Source organism: Micromonospora krabiensis (assembly GCF_900091425.1).
GTDB lineage: Bacteria > Actinomycetota > Actinomycetes > Mycobacteriales > Micromonosporaceae > Micromonospora > Micromonospora krabiensis.
On the sequence record NZ_LT598496.1, the window covers coordinates 2111611 to 2127539 of the forward strand.

14 protein-coding genes and 1 pseudogene are annotated in these 15929 nt (G+C 74.1%); 6 read left to right on the forward strand and 9 right to left on the reverse strand.

The features are described 5' to 3' along the window. Positions 1-2: 2 nt before the first annotated feature. From GA0070620_RS09360 to GA0070620_RS09395, 9 genes and pseudogenes are all read right to left on the reverse strand, one after another. Positions 3-1355 (reverse strand): ADP-ribosylglycohydrolase family protein, encoded by a 1353-nt coding sequence (locus GA0070620_RS09360; RefSeq protein WP_091589495.1) that lies wholly within the window; start codon positions 1353-1355, stop codon positions 3-5. Beyond that, positions 1352-2515 carry an ADP-ribosylglycohydrolase family protein gene (locus GA0070620_RS09365; RefSeq protein ID WP_091589496.1) on the reverse strand — a complete coding sequence of 388 codons (1164 nt, stop codon included), beginning with the start codon at positions 2513-2515 and terminating at the stop codon, positions 1352-1354. Before GA0070620_RS09365 ends, GA0070620_RS09360 begins: the two co-directional genes overlap by 4 nt. A gap of 4 nt (positions 2516-2519) precedes the next feature. Next, on the reverse strand, positions 2520-3809 hold the full coding sequence (locus GA0070620_RS09370; RefSeq protein ID WP_091589497.1) for an ABC transporter substrate-binding protein: 1290 nt from the start codon (positions 3807-3809) through the stop codon (positions 2520-2522). A gap of 35 nt (positions 3810-3844) precedes the next feature. Further along, positions 3845-4684: a carbohydrate ABC transporter permease gene (locus GA0070620_RS09375; RefSeq protein ID WP_091589498.1), complete on the reverse strand. Its 840-nt coding sequence runs from the start codon at positions 4682-4684 to the stop codon at positions 3845-3847. Between the two features lie 55 nt (positions 4685-4739). Further along, on the reverse strand, positions 4740-5675 hold the full coding sequence (locus GA0070620_RS09380) for a carbohydrate ABC transporter permease (protein WP_091589499.1): 936 nt from the start codon (positions 5673-5675) through the stop codon (positions 4740-4742). After that, positions 5672-6835, reverse strand: coding sequence for a LacI family DNA-binding transcriptional regulator (locus GA0070620_RS09385; RefSeq protein WP_331713228.1), 1164 nt, complete (start codon positions 6833-6835; stop codon positions 5672-5674). The genes GA0070620_RS09380 and GA0070620_RS09385 overlap by 4 nt, the downstream gene beginning before the upstream one ends. A gap of 284 nt (positions 6836-7119) precedes the next feature. Next, a complete protein-coding gene (locus GA0070620_RS09390) occupies positions 7120-7827 on the reverse strand; it encodes a hypothetical protein (RefSeq protein WP_157741577.1) in 708 nt (235 codons plus the stop codon). A 173-nt stretch (positions 7828-8000) separates the two neighbouring features. Beyond that, positions 8001-8090 (reverse strand): annotated as a pseudogene (locus GA0070620_RS34215) (peptidase S1); the annotation flags it as partial. Then, positions 8056-9045: an ArsR/SmtB family transcription factor gene (locus tag GA0070620_RS09395; protein ID WP_091589502.1), complete on the reverse strand. Its 990-nt coding sequence runs from the start codon at positions 9043-9045 to the stop codon at positions 8056-8058. The gene GA0070620_RS09395 and the pseudogene GA0070620_RS34215, both read right to left, overlap by 35 nt. Before the next feature lie 73 nt (positions 9046-9118). Between GA0070620_RS09395 and GA0070620_RS09400 the strand changes: the two genes are divergently transcribed. From GA0070620_RS09400 to GA0070620_RS09425, 6 genes are all read left to right on the forward strand, one after another. Then, on the forward strand, positions 9119-10387 hold the full coding sequence (locus tag GA0070620_RS09400; protein ID WP_091589503.1) for an MFS transporter: 1269 nt from the start codon (positions 9119-9121) through the stop codon (positions 10385-10387). A gap of 121 nt (positions 10388-10508) precedes the next feature. Continuing rightward, a complete protein-coding gene (locus tag GA0070620_RS09405; RefSeq protein ID WP_091589504.1) occupies positions 10509-11105 on the forward strand; it encodes an AMIN-like domain-containing (lipo)protein in 597 nt (198 codons plus the stop codon). A gap of 98 nt (positions 11106-11203) precedes the next feature. Beyond that, the gene (locus GA0070620_RS09410) at positions 11204-11884 is read left to right on the forward strand and encodes a response regulator transcription factor (RefSeq protein ID WP_091589505.1); all 681 of its coding nucleotides are present in this window, start codon (positions 11204-11206) and stop codon (positions 11882-11884) included. Between the two features lie 10 nt (positions 11885-11894). After that, positions 11895-13349 (forward strand): sensor histidine kinase, encoded by a 1455-nt coding sequence (locus tag GA0070620_RS09415; protein WP_091589506.1) that lies wholly within the window; start codon positions 11895-11897, stop codon positions 13347-13349. Next, complete coding sequence (locus tag GA0070620_RS09420) at positions 13346-14239, forward strand: Gmad2 immunoglobulin-like domain-containing protein (protein ID WP_091589507.1); 894 nt, start codon at positions 13346-13348, stop codon at positions 14237-14239. Before GA0070620_RS09415 ends, GA0070620_RS09420 begins: the two co-directional genes overlap by 4 nt. 158 nt (positions 14240-14397) lie before the next feature. Further along, a complete protein-coding gene (locus GA0070620_RS09425) occupies positions 14398-15897 on the forward strand; it encodes an MFS transporter (protein ID WP_091589508.1) in 1500 nt (499 codons plus the stop codon). Positions 15898-15929: the final 32 nt, after the last annotated feature.

Here is a 15929-nt window from a genome sequence, read left to right on the forward strand (position 1 = left end):
GCTCACGACTCCGCCCCGGTCGCCACCAGGGCCTGGGTCCGCCGCGCCAGCTCGTCGAAACCGATCCCGTCGAAGCCGGCGATGCTGCTGGCCAGTCGGTTGCGCAGCGGCGCGACCCAGCGCTCGGGCAGTGCCCGCGCCCCGGTGAGCGCGCCGGTGACCGCGCCGACGGTGGCCCCGGTCGAGTCGGTGTCCCAGCCGCCGCTGACCACCGCCGTGATGGACCGCTCCAGGTCGCCCCGCCCGTACGCGAGCGCGGCGGCCACCAGCGCCGCGTTGTTGCGGACGTGCACCCAGTGCAGGTGGCCGTGCCGCGCGTACAGCTCGTCGACCACCCGCTCCCAGTCGTCGGCGCCGGCGCCGAGGGCACGCGCCTCCCGGACGGTGGCGGCGAAGCGGCTGCGCGGCGGCAGCACCGCCTCGGCCGCGTCCAGCACCTCGTCCACGTCGGCGGCGACCGGCGCGGCGGCGGCCAGGGCGGCCGCCCACAGCGCGCCGTGCACCCCGCCCCGGACGTGGCTGACGACGGCGTCGCGCCAGGCCAGCTCGGCGGCCCGGTCGGGGCGGCCCGGGTTGACCCACCCGTACACGTCGGTGCGGATCTGCGCGCCGATCCACTCGCGGAACGGGTTGTGCCGTCGGGCGCTGTCCGGCGGCGCGTGGCCGAGCAGCAGGTTCCGGTACGCCACCCGCTCGGCGGTGAAGACCCGCCCGCCGGGCAGCCAGTCCAGCCACAGCTGCGCCACGTCGGCGCTGGTGAAGTCCCGCCCGCGGGTCTCCAGGACGCGCAGCGCCAGCAGCGCGTAGTTCAGGTCGTCGTCCTCGGGCATGCCCGCGATGTTCTCGGCGAGGCTGGTCGGCGCGCTGCGCCGGTTCCACGGCCAGCGGCCCGCCACGTCGTCCGGCAGCCCTATCGCGGTGAACCAGTCGCGCAGCGGCCACCGGCCGGTCGCCGTGAGGATCTCGCGGATCCCCTCGCGGGGGATCTTCTCCACCGGCTTGCCGAGCAGGCAGCCGACCGCGCGACCCAGCCAGGCGCCGTGCAGCCGGTCGTACGACACGTCGGTCGGCAGCGCCCAGGCCGCCGGCCAGGTGGCCCGCAGCCCGTCCAGGTCGTCCGGCTCGTCGGCGGCGTGGGCGGGCGGCAGCGCGTCGGCGGCGTCCAGCAGCTCGGTGGCGAGCGCCCGCAGCCGCGGGGTGGCCGGCGTCGCCGACGCCCCGCTGACCGGCGGGGTGGGGTCGCCGCCGGCCGCGGTCCACCGCCGGGCGAGGTCGGCCACGTCGCGGCCCTCGTCCCGGCTGGCCGCCAGCTCGTGCGGGAGCAGGTCCTCCGGCTGGACCCAGGTGATCCTCACCGGGCCGGCTCCCGGTCCTCCGCACCGTCGGCCAGGCCGGCGAAGCGCTCCGCGCGGCGGGCGAACCGGGCACGGTCGCGGTCGAAGACCTCGGTGGCCACCTCCGCGAGGACGCGGGCCGGCTCCACCAGGTCGGTACGCGACGCGGTGGCCACCGCCTCGGACCACTCGGCCGGCACCGCCGCGGCACCGCCCAGCGCACCGGCGATCGCGCCGGCCATCGTGGCGGTCGAGTCGGCGTCGCGGCCGTAGTTGACCGAGCCGAGCACCGCCGGGCGGAACTCGCCACCGGCGACCACGAGCATGCCGAGGGCGACCGGCAGCTCCTCGATGGCGTGCAGCCGGCTGGGCCGGCGGGCACCCAGCCCGGGGTTGCGGTACTCCTCCCCCACCGTGTCGTAGGGGGCGACGGCGGCCCGCAGCGCGGGGATCGCGGTCTTCCAGTCGTGGTGCCCCCGGGCCTCCTTGACCACCGCGTCGATGGCCGCCCGGGTGCCGTCGCGGGCCAGGTCCAGCGTCGCCGTGACCACGTCCTCGACGCCCGCGCCGGGGGTGGCGGCCGCGGCGACCGCGGCGGCGAACACCGCCGCGGCCTCCCGCCCGTAGCTGTGCTGGTGCGCCCCGGCGACCTCCACCGCCTCGGCGTACGCACCGGCCGGATCGCCCGCGTTGACGATGCCGACCGGCGCCATGTACATGGCCGCGCCGCAGTTAACGATGTTGCCCACCCCGGCCTCACGCGGGTCCGCATGGGCGTGGTGCAGGCGGGTAACCAGCCACCGCTCGGCGGCCGCGAGCCGGTGGAAGGTCACCCCGTCCCGCTCCAGGTCGGGGATGTAGACCACCCGCTCGATGAGGTCGGGGACGAGCAGATCCACCACGTCGTACGCGTCGAGGTGGTCCCGCTTGGCCGCGTAGGCCCGGACCAGGGCGTGGGTCATCAACGTGTCGTCGGTGATGTGCCCGTCGCCCTTGTGGTACGGCGCGAGTGGCCGCGCGGTGGCCCAGTCCGCGTGGTACGGGGGCACGATGCCCTCGACCCAGCCGCCGAACCGGGAGCGGATCTGCTCCGGCAGCGCCGTCTCGGTGGCGCCGCCGAGGGCGTCCCCGACCGCGGCGCCGACGAGGCAACCGACCGAAGTGTCGAGCAAGAGTGACATTGTTCTACCTCAGAACCTGCTTGCCACCGTCGACCAGCTGCGTGGCGAGCTGGTCGAGGGTGATCTTGTTGGCGAAGTACTGCTGGAGGGCCGGGGTGGCGTACTTGGTCTTCCACTCCGGGTAGCCGTCGGCCATCTGGAACGGGGCGACCGTCAGGTCGGCGGCGCTGTTCGCGGCCACGTCCCAGCCCTGCTTGCCGCCGGTGAGCTTCACCAGCTCCTCGTTGGCCTGCTTGCCGGTCGGGACGAGCCAGTCACCCTTGGCCAGGGTGGCCATGTTGGTCGGGTTCAGGAAGTACTCGAGGAACTGTGCGGCCTGCTTCTTGTGCTTCGAGTCCGCCGAGACGGACAGCGTCTGCGGGTTCGCCGCCTGCTTGGCGGAGAGCCCCTTGACCGGAGGGAGGGTGACCCACTCGAACCCGGCGGGCGCCTGCTCGACCATCTGCTGGCGCAGCGAGACCGAGCCGGGCAGCATGGCGTACTTGCCGCCGAAGAAGCCGGGCAGGGTGTCCGCGCCGCTCATGCCGAGCGCCTCCGGGGAGGCGGACTTCGACGTGTAGATCATGTCGTGGATCCGCTTCGGGATCTCCTTCTCCGGGTCACCGACCCTGACCTCGGTGCGGCCGCCGTCGGTGTAGAAGAACTTCCCGTCGTAGTTGAGCGCCAGGTTCAGCACCCGGTTGGTCGGGGACTTGAGCGCCCAGGCCACGCCGAACTGGCCGGGCTTGGTGAGCTTCTGCGCGTTGGCCTGGAACTCGTCCCAGGTCCAGCCGCCGTCGGCCGGCGGCACCGCGACACCGGCGGCGTCGAGCAGCTTCTTGTTGGCGATGACGACCTGCGACTCCAGCAGGAACGGCACGCCGCTGACCTTGCCGTCGTACGTGACGGTGTCCCAGACGCCCTGGTCGATCTGACCCTTCAGGTCGTCGGAGATCAGCCCGGACAGGTCGGCCAGGTAGCCCTGCTTGGCGAACTCGCCGATGGCCGACGCCTCGTAGTGCACGATGTCCGGCGCGTCGCCGCCCTCGAACGAGGTCAGCAGCTGGTCGTGCACCGAGTTCCAGTCGCCCTGGACGTACTCGACCTGGATGTCCGGGTGCTCGGCGTTCCACTTGGCGACCAGGTCCTTGTTGGCCTGCAGCGACTCCTTCTGCCAGGCGAGGCTGAGGAAGCGCAGCTTGACCGGACCGGAGGTGGCCTCGTCGTCGCCGCCACCGCAGGCGGCGAGGGCGCCGAGGCCGACGACCGCGACCGCGGTGGCCGCGGCGAGTCGACGGAATCGGGTACGGAGCATGGGGGAAACCTCCTTGGTGGTGGATGGGGGACGGTTCAGCCCTTGACCGCGCCGGCGAGCGACCCGGACGAGAGCCGGCGTTGCATGAACGCGAAGAAGATCAGGCTGGGCAGCGTGGCCAGCAGCGAACCGGCGGCGAGCGGCCCCAGGCGGGCGGTGCCCTCGATGCCGACGAACCGGGCCAGCGCGACCGGGAGGGTCGCCAGCTCCGGCGTCTTGATGAGCACCAGGGCGAAGAAGAACTCGTTCCACGCCGAGATGAAGGAGAACAGCGCGGTCGCGACCAGGCCGGGCGCGAGCAGTGGGAACACCACCCGACGCAGCACCTGCACGCGGGTGGCGCCGTCGACCGAGGCGGCCTCCTCCAGCTCACGCGGTATGTTGCGGACGAAACCCTGGAGCATCCAGAGCGCGAACGGCAGCGCCCAGACCACGTAGATCAGCACCAGCCCGGCGTGGGTGTTGGCCAGGCCGACCTGCCGCAGCACCAGGAAGATCGGGATGATCAGGAGCACGAACGGGAACAGCTGGGACAGCAGCACCCAGCCGAGCGCGGCGGTGCCGAGCTTGGAGCGGAACCGCGCCAGGGCGTACGACGCGGGCATGGCGACCAGGACGGTCAGCACCGCCGAGGCGAGCGAGACCTGGAGGCTGTTCCACGCCGCCCGGCCCAGCTCCTGCTCGGTGAACGCCTGCACGAAGTTCTGCACGGTCGGGTTGTCGGGGATCAGCGTCGGGTGCAGCCGCACCAGCTCGCGCGGCGGCTTGGACGCCGTCGAGACGAGCCAGACCAGCGGGAACCCGAGGAAGACCAGGTAGCCGGCGAGCGCGACGTACTGCAGCGTCCGCCCGGTGCGGCTCGGCTTTCCGAACATCACTGCCCTCCGTTCCGGACTGCGGGGCTCGCCAGCTCACTCCTCGCACCGAACATCAGTTGGCCTCCCTCAACCGGCGGCGGAGATAGACGGCGAGCAGCGTGACGATGATGACGACCATGACGTTGCCGAGCGCGGCGGCGTAGCCGTAGTTGCCGTAGCGGAACGCCTCCTCGTACGCGAAGAGCATCGGCAGCATGGTCTTGCCGCCCGGTCCACCGGCGGTCAGCACGTAGACCAGGCCGAACGAGTTGAAGTTCCAGATGAAGTCCAGCGACGTGATCGCCACGATTACGGGTGCCAGGGCCGGCAGGGTCACGTGCCGGAACCGGTGCCAGGTGCTGGCGCCGTCCACGGCCGCCGCCTCGTGCAGCTCCCGGGCCACGCCCTGGAGGCCGGCCAGCAGCACCACGGTGGTCTGCGGCATGCCCGCCCACACGCCGACGATGATCACGGCGGGCAGCGCGGTGCTGAAGTCCCCCAGCCAGTTCGTCCGCAGACCGTCCGCGCCGATCCGGTGGAAGAACTCGTTGAGCAGGCCGGCGTCCGGGTGGTAGACGAGCTTCCAGAGGATGCCGACCACGACCGGTGGCATCGCCCACGGCACCACGGCCAGCACCCGCGCCACGCCGCGGAACCGCAGCTGCTGGTTGAGCAGCAGCGCGAGCCCGAGGGCGAGCACGAACTGGAGCACGGTCACGCCGAACGCCCACAGCAGACCGATCTTGAAGGAGTTCCAGAACAGCTCGTCGTGGAGCAGCTCGCGGTAGTTCTCCAGGCCGGTGAACGTGACGTCGACGTTGCGGCCGGCGCGGGCGTCGGTGAAGCCCAGGTAGATGCCGCGCAGCAGCGGGAACACCGACAGCACCAGGATCGGCAGCAGCGAGGGCAGCAGCAACAGGTAGATGGCGGTGCGGTCGGAGCGGGACCGGGTCGGGCGGGGGGACTTTCCGGCCCGCTCGACGTCCGGCCGCTCGGCCAGCGTGGTCATGGCGTCGCCCCTTCGCTGGACGGATGGGAGGGCGCCGGCTCGACGCCCGGGTCGGTGGTGGTCGCGCCGTGCGAACCGGTGGCGCCCGCGGTGGTCGCGGCTCCCGGGTCGGTGGCGGCGCGGGGTGCCGGCAGGGCCGCCCCGCTGGAGGCGCGGACGACGAGGTGGGGTGGCACCTGCTCGCGGCGCGGCGGCAGGGTCGGGTCGGCGATGCGCTCCAGGAGCAGTTCGGCGGCCCGACGACCACGCTCGGCCGAGCCGAGCGAGACGCTGGAGAGCTGGGGGAACATCATCCGGGCGAGGTCGGTGTCGTCCATGCCGACCAGTGCGACGTCCTCGGGCACCCGGCGGCCGGCGGCGAGCAGGGCGTGCAGCGCGCCGACCGCGATCAGGTCGTTGGCGCAGATCAGGGCGTCCGGATCGGTCCGGGCGAGCAGCCGTTCGGTGGCGGCGCGGCCGGCCGCGTACTGGAAGTCGCCGACCTCGACCAGGTGCGCGTCCAGGTCGATGTTGTGCCCGGCCAGGGCGGCACGGAAGCCGGCGTCACGGGCGGCGCCCGGGACGGTGTCCAGTGGACCGTTGACGAAGCCGATCCGGCGCCGGCCACCGGCGACGAGGTGGTCGACGGCGAGCGCCACGCCGTGGCGGGAGTCGGTACGGACGTTGTCGACCGGCGCGTCCGCGCCGAGCTGGCCGACCACCACCACCGGCACCGGGCTGTCCACCAGCGCGGCGAGGTGGTCGTCGGTGACCCGGATCGGCGACACGATCATGCCGTCGACGTAGCGGTTCGCCAGGCGGCGCAGCAGGGCCGTCTCGTTGTCGATGCGCCCGCCGGTGGCGTGCACGAGCAGCTGGCGACCCGACGAGGCGACCACCGACTCGATGGCCCGCATCATCGCCACGTAGACCGGGTTGCCGATGTCCTCGACGGCGAGCGCGACCAGGCCGGTGCGCTGGGACTGCAGCGACCGGGCGATCGCGTTCGGCACGTACCCGACCTCGGCGGCCGCCGCGCGCACCTTGCGGATGGTCTCCGGGCTGCCGCCGACGCCGTTGAGCACGCGCGAGGCGGAGGCTATCGACACACCGGCGCGAGCCGCGACGGTGTGCACGGTCGGTCGCCCGTCCGCCGGTTCCTGTAAACGTTTACGGCCCACACCAGCACCTCCGCCCGATCGGTTGTAAACGTTTCCGGGAGTCTGCGCCGTGGTCGACGGAGAGGTCAAGGGCTCGTTACGAAAACGTTTCCAACCATCGCCGAGCTCCGCGAACGCCGGCCGCTCCGCCGCGCGCCCCGGGTCCGACCCGTGTTGATCAAGAGGTTTGCGTCGGGATCCGGCCCCGGATTGACGCAAACCTCTTGATCACCGTTCGCGGTCCGCGGGGCGGGTGGAGGGTGGGGGGTCGGGGGGTGGGAACGGGGGTGGAACGGGGGCCGGGCTCAGGATCGGCGCTCGCGCTCCTGGGCGAGCCGCTCGTCCAGGCGGCCCAGCTCGTAGATGGCGTTCAGGTTGGTGGGCAGCCGGGTCACGTTGTCGCCGGTCGCGTCGAGCGCGGCAGGCGGCACCGGCCCGGCCACGGGAGGCGCGGCGGCCGCGGGCGCGGGCCGCTCCCGGCGTCGGCGGACCAGCAGCATGATCTGGACCGCCAGCACGGCAACCGCGAGCCCGATCATGGTGAGCCGGAACAACGCGTCGTCGTCGACGGCCGTGGGCGCGGCGAGCCCGTCCGGGCCGGTCGGCGCGGGGGCGCGCCCGTCCGGCGCCCGGGGCACGGGCGCCCCGACCACCGGGTCGTCGGTGTCGCTCCAGGACCCGACCCGGGCCGGTGCGCCACCCTGCGTTCCCGGCGTCCCCGCCGTCGCACCGCCCGCGGGCGCGCCGGGCACCGCGCCGCCCGGGGTGACGGGCACGCCCGTCGGGGGCACGACGGGATCGGGGATCGACGTGGCCGAGGGTCCCGGGGTGGTCGGCGCGGCGCTGGGGCTGGTGGTCGACGAACCGCCGCCCAGGCCGAGCAGGCCGTCGACGACTTCACCAAGACCACCGAGCAGACCGGTCACCGGCCCGGCGGGCGCCGACGGGGCGGGAGACGGGGACGGCGCTGGAGCCAACGCGAGGGTCAGGGCGAGCGCGGCCACGGCAGGCATGGGTCACCTCTGCAGGTTCGATATGTGAGGCACCGTACCGCACCGGCCCGGGAACGAGGGTGCCCCGGGCGGCGGGCGTGCCGCCGACGGGCGCCGGGGTGGCGAACCCGCCCCACCCCGACTCGGCTCGTCCGTCCGTTCGGGACGGCGGACCGCTCAGGACGGCGGACCACTCAGGACGGCAGGCCGCCGACCCGGGTGTTGATCCAGGACCGGATCGACGGCAGGTCACCGTGGATCGACGGCGTCGGCGCCGGCTGCGGCGAGCAACGCCTCCGCCGCCGTCGTCCGGGCGTAGAGCACGAAGCGACCGGCCCGGTGGGTGCCGACCAGGCCTGCGTCGCGCAGCGCGCCGAGATGCGCGGACACCGTGCCCGGGGTCAGCCGGCAGCGCTCGGCCAGCTCGGTGGTCGACGTGGGCACCGCCAGCTCGTGCAGCAGCGCGGCCCGGGTCCGTCCGAGCACCCGCGCCAGCCCACGGCCGGGCAGCGGATCCCGTTCCCAGAGGGTGGCCACCGCGCGGGCCGGGTAGCGCAGCACCGGCTGCCCCGGCGAGCCGAAGTTCGACCAGACCCGCGGGCCGCAGAAGACCGAGGGGACGAGCAACAGCCCGCGTCCCTCCAGCCGCACCGCGCCGGAGCGCACGAGGTGTTCCACGTGGAGGGTGTCGCCGTCCAGCCGGACGTACGGGTCGAGGTGGTTGAGCAGGCCGTGCAGACCATCGGTCGCCATCCGCCGCGCCCCGAGCAACACCTCGCGCTCCAGCAGCGTCCGCATCCTCGGCCAGTACGGCCCGATCGCAGCCTCGGCGTACGCCCGGACGACGTCCGCCAGTCGACGCAGGCCGGCGGTCGGGTCGGCGTACAGCTCGGCGAGCCGGGGCGACCGCGGCCCGGGCAGGCGGTCCAGCTCGGCCCGGACTGCCTCGGCCGGCATGGCGGCGAGGGTGGCCAGCTCCACCTCGAGCGTCGGCTGCGAGGTGGACGGCGGCGGGCACACGAAGCCCGGAATGACGCCGGTGGGCGTCGAGACCGTCTCGGCGAGGAGCCGCCAGTCGATGCCGGCCAGACGCGGCCGGACCCGCTCGACCCAGGGCAGATGCTCCGGAAACGACCGGGGCCGCGTGATGGTCCGGACGCTGCCGATCGCCTCCCACAGCGGCGACACCGCGAACCGGGTCGCCGCCAGGTCCCGCGCGTCCAAACCGACGAGCATCATCGGCGCCTCCGTTGGATTTGGGGAGCGCCAAATCTATCGCCGCCGGCGGACCCGCGCCGGCACGGTACACCGCATGACCACCGCCACCGGGGCAACGGCCGTCGGACACCGTCCGACCGGCCGCTGGCCACGTCCCTTCCGGCTGCTCTACACCGCGACTGTCGTGCACGACGTCGGCTTCCACGTCGGCCAGTTGGCCGTTCCGGTCCTCGCCGTGGACCTGCTCTCCGCGAGCCCCGGCCAGGTGGGGCTGCTCGGCGCGCTGAGCACCGCCGCCTTCCTGGTGATCGGCCTGCCGGCCGGGGTCTGGGTCGACCGCTGGCCCCGCCGCACCGTGCTCGTCACCGCGGACCTGCTGCGCGCGGCGCTGGTGGCCTCGGTGCCGGTGGCCTGGTGGGCGGGTTGGTTGACCATCCACCAGCTCTACGTCGTGGTGCTGCTCACCGGCGTCGGCACCGTCTTCGCTGACGTGGCGGCGCAGAGCGTCCTGCCGGAATTGGTCGGCCGGGACAGGTTGGTCGCCGCGAACTCGCTGCTGATGACCACGAGCGGCACCCTGCAGATCGCCGGACGCGGGCTCGGCGGTCTGGTGGTGCAGGCGCTCACCGCGCCGGTCGCCATCGTGGTGGACGCGATCGGCTTCGCGATCTCCGCGGCCGTCCTGCGCCGGATCCCGGCGCCGCCGCGAACGGCGCCGACCCGGCGGCACGGCGGATTCGGTCGGCAGCTCGGCGCCGGCGTCCGGCACGTGCTCGGCAACCCGCTGCTGCGCCCGCTCGCCGCCTCGACCGCGGGCATCAACCTGACCATGCAGCTGACCACCACGATGCTGCCCGTCGTCTTCCTGCGCGAGCTGGGCCTCGGCCCGGCCGCGCTCGGGCTGTTCCTCGCCGTCGGCGGGATCGGAGCGCTGCTCGGGGCGGTGACCGCCCAGCCGATCGCGAGGCGGATCGGCCACGGCCGTGCGCTCTGGCTGCCCGGCCTGCTCGTCGCGCCGCTCGGCCTCCTGGTCGCGCTGATCGAAGCCGGCCCGATGCTGTGGCTGGCCGGCCTCGGATGGCTCGCGCTGGCCTGGCGGACCGGCATCGGCAACGTCATCGGGGTGAGTTTGCGGCAGCGCGTCACCCCCGACGCGCTGCTCGGACGAATGAACGCCACCTTCCGGTTCCTGCTCACCGGGGCGCTCACCGTGGGCGCCGCGGTCGCCGGGCTGCTCGCCCAGTACGTGGACGTACGCACCTCATTGCTGGTCGGCGCGGTCGCCAACGGGCTCACCTGGCTGCCGGTTCTCTGCTCGCCGCTGCGGGCCCTGCGCCGACCGCCGGCACCGCACGCCACCTGACCGCGCGCTGTTACACGGGCGTTACGGCACGGTGAAGCTGCTGCCGTGCGGCGTCTCCACCGTGGACCCCAGCTCACCGGCGACGCGGCCGGACACCGGAACGGATTCAGGGGAGACGACGATGAGGATCAGGAGCGCACTGACGGCACTGGCCGTCCTGGTGGCCGGACTGGTGGCCGGCGCGGGCAGCGGCACGGCGGACACCGTCGGCACGGCCGGCACTGCCCGCGCGGTGGCCACCGGGTCGCCGTACTGCGGGATCACCTGGGGCAGCGGCGAGAAGACCGCCGGCACGCTGAGCAGCGCCCCGCTGGTCGAGGTACGCACCGGGCGGCACGAGTGCCACGACCGGGTGGTGTTCGAGTTCGACGGGCCGGTCAGCGGTTACGCCGTCGGCTACGGCGAGACGTGGACCGAGGGTGAGGGGCTGCCGCTGTCGCCGTACACGGCGGGCGGCGCGCTGCTGCGGGTCTCCCTGCGGGCACCGGCGTACGACGAGACGCACGCGGCGACCGTGCCGTACCGGGTCGGTGAGCACGCGGCCAACGTGCTGCGCTACCAGACCCTGCGGGACGTGGTCTTCGGCGGCAGCTTCGAGGGCTACACGACCTTCGCGGTCGGGGTGCGGGCCCGGCTGCCGTTCCGGGTGTTCGTGCTCGCCGGCCCGGGTACGCACAGCCGGATCGTGGTGGACGTGGCCCACCAGTGGCAGGAGTGACACCCCGCGTGGCCGAGGGCCCGGCGCCGGCCGGGCCCTCGGTGTCGTCCGTTGCGCCAGGACTGTCCACGCTCGCCCACGGTTACGCTGGTGGCGTCATGGACGGCCGCGTGCTGGTGGTCGAGGACGATGCCTCCATCAGGGAGGTCACCGCCCTCGGTCTGCGCCGGGCCGGGTTCCGGGTCAGCACCGCCGTCGACGGCCGGGAGGCGCTCGCGGTCTGGCGGGCGCAGCCGGTCGACCTGATCCTGCTCGACGTCATGCTGCCGGGCATCGACGGCCTGGAGGTCTGCCGCGAGGTCCGCCGCAGCAGCCAGGTGCCGATCCTCATGCTCACCGCCCGCACCGACACCATCGACGTCGTCGTCGGCCTGGAGTGCGGCGCGGACGACTACCTGCGCAAGCCGTTCGACCTGCCGGAGCTGGTCGCGCGGGTGCGGGCCGTGCTGCGCCGGGCCACCGCGCCGACCGTACGGACCGTGCTCACCGTCGGCGACCTGGAGATCGACCCGGGCAGCTTCGTCGTCCGCCGGGGCGGGACGGAGCTGCCGCTGACCGCCACGGAGTTCCGCCTGCTGCTGGAGTTGGCCCGCCACCCCGGCCAGGTCTTCACCCGCGAACTCCTGCTCGACCGGGTGTGGAGCCATAGCTACCTCGGCGACTCCCGACTGGTCGACGTGGCCGTGCAGCGGCTCCGCGCGAAGATTGAGGACGATCCCGCCCACCCACGGCTGGTCCGCACCGTACGCGGCGCCGGCTACAAGCTGACGACGCGGTGAGCGTGACGCCGTGGGCGCGGACCGCGTACCCCCGGGTCGGCTCCGTCGGCGGCTGACCGTCGCGTTCGTGCTGGTCGCCGCGGTCTCCGCCGGGGTGCTCGCCGCCGGGTCGTACGTGCTGCTGCGGCAGGCCCGGCTGGACGCCTCGGTGCAGCAGGCCGCCGCCGACGCCCGCTACCAGCTCGTCCTCGCCGGGCAGTTCCGGCCGTTGACCGATCAGCGGCGCGCCGAGCTGCTGCGCAGCTTCGAGACCAGCGGCCGGCACGTGCTGCTGGCCGACCGGGACGGCGTGTCGGCGTCCAACACGGCCTTCGCGCCGCCGTTGGGCCCGGCGCTGCGCGCCAGCGTCGCCTCCGGTCAGCTGGCGTACGAGCGTTCCGCACCGGCGGCCCGCCCCCGCCTGCTGGTGGTCGGCGGTCGGATCCCCGCCGCCGACACCGAGCTGTACGTGGTGACCGTCGAGGAGGACCTGCTCGCCGACCTCGACCAGCTCCGCACCGCGCTGCTGGCCGGCTGGGCGCTCGTGGTGCTCGTCGCGGCCGGGATCGGGCACGCGCTGGCCCGGCGCACCCTCGAACCCGTCGGCCGGGCCAGCCGCGCCGCGCGGGCCGTCGCGGAAGGGCTGCTCGCGACCCGCCTGCCGGTACGCGGGCGCGACGAGTTCAGCGACTGGGCCGCCTCGTTCAACGAGATGGCCGAGGCGCTGGAGGCGAAGATCGAGGCGCTGTCGCGGGCCCAGGCCCGGGAGCGGCGGTTCACCGCGGACGTCGCGCACGAGCTGCGTACGCCGGTGACCGCCCTGGTGGCCGCGGCCTCGCTGCTGCGCGAGCACACCGACCAGCTCCCCGGCGACGCGCGACGCGCGGCCGAGCTGCTGGTCGCCGACGTCGTCCGGCTGCGCCGGCTTGTCGAGGACCTGATGGAGATCTCGCGCCTGGACGCCGGTCAGGAGCCTCTGGCGGTGCGGACGGTCGACCCGCTCGCCCTGCTGCACGCCCTGGTCGGGGCGCGCGGCTGGCACGACCGGGTCGCCGTTGACGGCGTCGCCGCGACGCTGCGCACCGACCCTCGGCGGCTGGAGCGGGTGCTGGCCAACCTGGTCGGCAACGCGATCGAGCACGGTGGCGGCGAGGCCAGGGCGACCGTCGACCGGGTCGGCCCGGACGTGACCGTCGACGTGGTCGACCACGGACCGGGCATCCCCGCCGAGCACCTGCCGCGCCTGTTCGACCGGTTCTACAAGGTCGACCCGGCCCGCTCGGGTCGGGGCAGCGGCCTCGGCCTGGCGATCGCCCGGGAGAACGCCCGCCTGATCGGTGGTCGGCTCACCGTCCGCAGCGAGCCCGGCCTCGGCACCCGCTTCCGGCTCACCCTGCCCGCCGCCGGCCCACCGCCGCCCCGCCCGGCACCGAACGGGACAGCGGCGAACGAGGCGCCGGCGACCGCTCCGGAGGAGGCGCGATGAGACGACCACAGGTCGCCGTCCTGCTGGCCGCCGCGCTGGCGACCGCCGGGTGTGCCCCACCCCGCTCCGGCTCGCTGGGTCCGGCGCCGACCGCGGCCCCACCCTCCGCGGCCCCCACCCCGTCCATCCCCGTCACCGGCGGGACCACGGTCGGCCCCGGCCCGGCCACATCGAGTCCCGGCCCCGCCCCGGCCACCTCGTCCCCGACCAGCGCACCGACGGCCACGGTCACCCTCGAACTCTGGTTCGTGCGGGACGGACGGCTGGCGCCGACCCGGCGCACCCGGCCCGGCACCCCGGCCACCTCGCGGCTCGCGCTCACCGAGCTGGCCGTCGGCCCCACCGCCGCCGAGTCGAGCGCCGGCCTGACCACCCTGGTGCCCGGCGGCACCGAACCCGTCGGGGTGGCCGGTGGCGTCGCGACCGTACGGCTGGGGGCGGCCGCCGCGGCGACCCGGCGCCTGCGGGAGGCGCAGGTGGTGTGGACCCTCACGCAGTTCCCGACCGTGCGGCAGGTGCGCTTCGACCCGCCCGGCGCGGACGGGCCGGTCGACCGCGGCGACTACGCCGACCTGCTGCCACCGGTCGTGGTGACCAACCCCGTCATCGGGCAGCGGATCACCAGCCCGTTGACCGTGACCGGCACCGCCGACGTGTTCGAGGCGACGGTGAGCGTCCGGCTCCTCGACGCCGGTGGCCGGGAGATCGCGACGACCTTCACCACCGCGAGCTGCGGCAGCGGCTGCCGAGGCGACTACCGGACCGCGCTCGGGTGGCGGGTCGCGGCCGAGCAGCGTGGCGTCCTGGAGGTGTACGAGGTGTCCGCGCACGACGGCTCCCGGATCAACGTGGTCCAGGTGCCGGTGACCCTGGTGCCCGGTCGGGGCTGAGGCGCCCGACCCCGTACGGGTGACGTGCCGCGGCCCTCCGGGGTGGTTCCCGCAAGCCGCTGCGCCGGGCGAAGCCCGCCAACTAGCGTCGGACGCGACATCTTTTCGCAGATCCCGCGCACGCCGCCCGCCACCGAGCCCGCACGGGAGGCCTCACCATGCCCGGAACAACCTCGACCAGCCCCGGCGCGTCCGGCGCCCCCGGCGGCGAGGCGGTCGCCGCGGCACACCCGCGGCGCTGGGTGGCCCTGGCGGTCATCGCGATCGCCCAACTGATGGTGGTGCTCGACGCCACGATCGTGAACATCGCCCTGCCGCACGCCCAGGCCGACCTGGGGATCAGCGACGCCGACCGGCAGTGGGTGGTCACCGCGTACACGTTGACGTTCGGCGGCCTGCTGCTGCTCGGCGGCCGGATCGCCGACTACTGGGGCCGCAAGCGGGCGTTCCTGGTCGGCATGGTGGGGTTCGCGCTCGCCTCCGCCGTCGGCGGCCTCGCCACCAACGGCGCGATGCTCTTCGCCGCCCGCGCGTTGCAGGGCGTGTTCGGCGCGCTGCTCGCCCCGGCGGCGCTGGCCCTGCTCACCGTCCTGTTCACCGAGACCCGGGAACGGGCCAAGGCGTTCGCCGTGTACGGCGCGATCGCCGGCGGTGGGTCGGCGGTCGGCCTGCTCCTCGGAGGCGTGCTCACCGAGTACGCCTCCTGGCGCTGGTGCCTGCTGGTGAACATCCTGATCGCCGCGGTGGCGCTCGCCGCCGCGATCCCACTGGTGCCGGAGAGCCGGGCGCACGGGAACACCCGCTACGACGTGCCCGGCGCGGTCGTCGTCACCGCCGGGCTGGTCCTGCTCGTGTACGGCTTCACCCGGGCGGCCGAGAACGGGTGGAGCGCCGGCAGCACGCTCGCCTTCATCGCGATCGGCCTGGTCCTGCTGGCCGCGTTCGTGGTGATCGAGCTGCGCTCCCAGCATCCGCTGTTGCCGATGCGGATCCTGCTGGACCGCAACCGGGGCGGGGCCTATCTCACCTCGACGCTGATCGGCGCCGGCCTCTTCGGCGCGTTCCTCTTCCTGACCATCTACTTCCAGGTGGTGCTGCGGTACACCCCGTTGGAGGCCGGTCTGGCCTCGCTGCCGGTGACCGCCGGCGTGCTGGTCGCCGCGGGCGGCGCGAGTCAACTGCTACCCCGGGTCGGGGCGAAGCCGCTGATGTTGTCCGGCGCGGTGCTGGCCGTCGCCGGGATGGTCGCGCTCACCCAGGTGGACGTGGACACCTCGTTCGTCGCTCTTCTGCTGCCTGCCCAGTTGGTCCTCGGCCTGGGGCTCGGCTTCACCTTCGTGCCGCTGTCGAGCCTCGCCCTGTACGGGGTGCCCGAGCACGACGCGGGCGCGGCCAGCGCCACCCTCAACGCCACCCAGCAGGTCGGCGGCTCGCTGGGCACCGCACTGCTGAACACCATGTACACCAGCGCGGTGGCGGACTACCTGGTGTCCCGGGCGCCGTCGCCGGAGAACCAGGTCAAGGCGTTGATCACCGGCTACTCGACGACCTTCGCCTGGGGCGCCGGCCTGATCCTGCTGGCCGGTCTCGCCACCCTGGTGCTGATCCGGGTCCGCCGGGAGGACGTCCCCACCGGCGGCGCGGTGCACATGGGCTGAGCGGTGTCGCCGGGCTCCGACCCGCCTGGTCT

Coding starts and splice junctions, on each gene's coding strand:
- GA0070620_RS09365 (WP_091589496.1), bottom strand. CDS start 2,515: ATGTCACTCTTGCTCGACACTTCGGTCGGTTGCCTCGTCGGCGCCGCG.
- GA0070620_RS09370 (WP_091589497.1), bottom strand. CDS start 3,809: ATGCTCCGTACCCGATTCCGTCGACTCGCCGCGGCCACCGCGGTCGCG.
- GA0070620_RS09375 (WP_091589498.1), bottom strand. CDS start 4,684: ATGTTCGGAAAGCCGAGCCGCACCGGGCGGACGCTGCAGTACGTCGCG.
- GA0070620_RS09380 (WP_091589499.1), bottom strand. CDS start 5,675: ATGACCACGCTGGCCGAGCGGCCGGACGTCGAGCGGGCCGGAAAGTCC.
- GA0070620_RS09390 (WP_157741577.1), bottom strand. CDS start 7,827: ATGCCTGCCGTGGCCGCGCTCGCCCTGACCCTCGCGTTGGCTCCAGCG.
- GA0070620_RS09395 (WP_091589502.1), bottom strand. CDS start 9,045: ATGATGCTCGTCGGTTTGGACGCGCGGGACCTGGCGGCGACCCGGTTC.
- GA0070620_RS09400 (WP_091589503.1), top strand. CDS start 9,119: ATGACCACCGCCACCGGGGCAACGGCCGTCGGACACCGTCCGACCGGC.
- GA0070620_RS09405 (WP_091589504.1), top strand. CDS start 10,509: ATGAGGATCAGGAGCGCACTGACGGCACTGGCCGTCCTGGTGGCCGGA.
- GA0070620_RS09410 (WP_091589505.1), top strand. CDS start 11,204: ATGGACGGCCGCGTGCTGGTGGTCGAGGACGATGCCTCCATCAGGGAG.
- GA0070620_RS09420 (WP_091589507.1), top strand. CDS start 13,346: ATGAGACGACCACAGGTCGCCGTCCTGCTGGCCGCCGCGCTGGCGACC.
- GA0070620_RS09425 (WP_091589508.1), top strand. CDS start 14,398: ATGCCCGGAACAACCTCGACCAGCCCCGGCGCGTCCGGCGCCCCCGGC.